1 rRNA gene is annotated in these 1,630 nt (G+C 57.8%); it reads right to left on the bottom strand.

The features are described from left to right. Nucleotides 1-40: 40 nt before the first annotated feature. Nucleotides 41-1,577, bottom strand: a 16S ribosomal RNA gene (locus tag IZU26_RS12975). Nucleotides 1,578-1,630 lie beyond the last annotated feature (53 nt).

Genomic DNA, 1,630 nt, shown 5'->3' with positions numbered 1-1,630 from the left:
CGGTTTGCGCGCGTACACTGCGCGTCCCTCTTCCCTTGGAAAAGGAGGTGATCCAGCCGCACCTTCCGGTACGACTACCTTGTTACGACTTCACCCCCCTCACAAAGCGTACCTTCGACAGCGTCCCCCTTGCGGTTGGACTGCCGGCTTCGGGTACCCCCTGCTCGGATGGTGTGACGGGCGGTGTGTACAAGGCCCGGGAACGTATTCACCGCGCCGTGCTGATGTGCGGTTACTAGCGATTCCAGCTTCATGAAGTCGAGTTTCAGACTTCAATCCGGACTACGACCGCTTTTCTGCGTTCTGCTCCGCCTCTCGGCTTCGCACCGCTCTGTGGCGGCCATTGTAGCACGTGTGTAGCCCTGGACATAAGGGCCATGATGACTTGACGTCGTCCCCGCCTTCCTCCTGCTTGTCGCAGGCAGTTCCGCCTGAGTCCTCAGCTTTACCTGTTAGTAACCGGCAGTAGGGGTTGCGCTCGTTGCGGGACTTAACCCAACACCTCACGGCACGAGCTGACGACAGCCATGCAGCACCTGTCAAGAGCCGTATTGCTACGCTCACATATCTCTATATGATCCCTCTTGATGTCAAACCCAGGTAAGGTTCCTCGCGTACCATCGAATTAAACCACATGCTCCACCGCTTGTGCGGGCCCCCGTCAATTCCTTTGAGTTTCACCCTTGCGGGCATACTCCCCAGGCGGTACACTTATCGCGTTTGCTTCGGCACGCACGCTCTTGCGCACACGCCCAGTGTACATCGTTGACTGTGCGGACTACCAGGGTATCTAATCCTGTTTGCTCCCCGCACCTTCGCACCTCAGCGTCAGTCGTCCGCCGGTATCCTGCCTTCGCCATCGGTGTTCTTCCGCATATCTACAGATTTCACCCCTTCACGCGGAATTCCGGATACCCTTCGGCAACTCTAGCTCGCCAGTTCTCAATATAGCTCCGGAGTTGAGCCCCGGTATTTCTTACCAAGCTTGGCGACCCGCCTGCATGCCCTTTACGCCCAATAATTCCGAACAACGCTCGCACCTTACGTGTTACCGCGGCTGCTGGCACGTAATTAGCCGGTGCTTATTCCTGCCCTACCGTCACCGTCCCGGCATTTCCTCCGAAACTTATTCCTCGGACAGAAAAGAACTTTACAACCTTCCGGCCTTCTTCGTTCACGCGGCGTCGCTCCGTCAGGGTTCCCCCCATTGCGGAATATTCTTACCTGCTGCCTCCCGTAGGAGTCTGGGCCGTATCTCAGTCCCAATGTGTCCGTCCGCCCTCTCAGGCCGGATACCCGTCCTCGCCACGGCGGGCCTTTACCCCGCCGTCCAGCTGATGGGCCGCAGACCGATCCCGTCGCGGAGCCGAAGCTCCTTTCCCGCTGTCTACCTCACGTAAACAGTGATCTATCCGGTATTACCCTCTATTTCTACAGGCTGTCCCGGACATCGGGGTACGTTATCCACGTGTTACTCACCAGTCCGCCGCTCTCGGCATTGCTGCCTGCCGCTCGACTTGCATGGTTAAGACGCGCCGCCAGCGTTCGTTCTGAGCCAGGATCAAACTCTCCATCATTATTTTTCCCGGATTGCTCCGGGCCTAATTCCGTTCGTTTGTCCCCGCTTGCT

The organism is Treponema sp. SP13 (genome assembly GCF_050938355.1).
GTDB classification, from domain to species: Bacteria; Spirochaetota; Spirochaetia; order Treponematales; family Treponemataceae; genus Treponema_D; species Treponema_D socranskii.
Note: the sequence above shows the minus strand (reverse complement) of the source record. Positions and strands in the feature narration are given on the sequence as shown.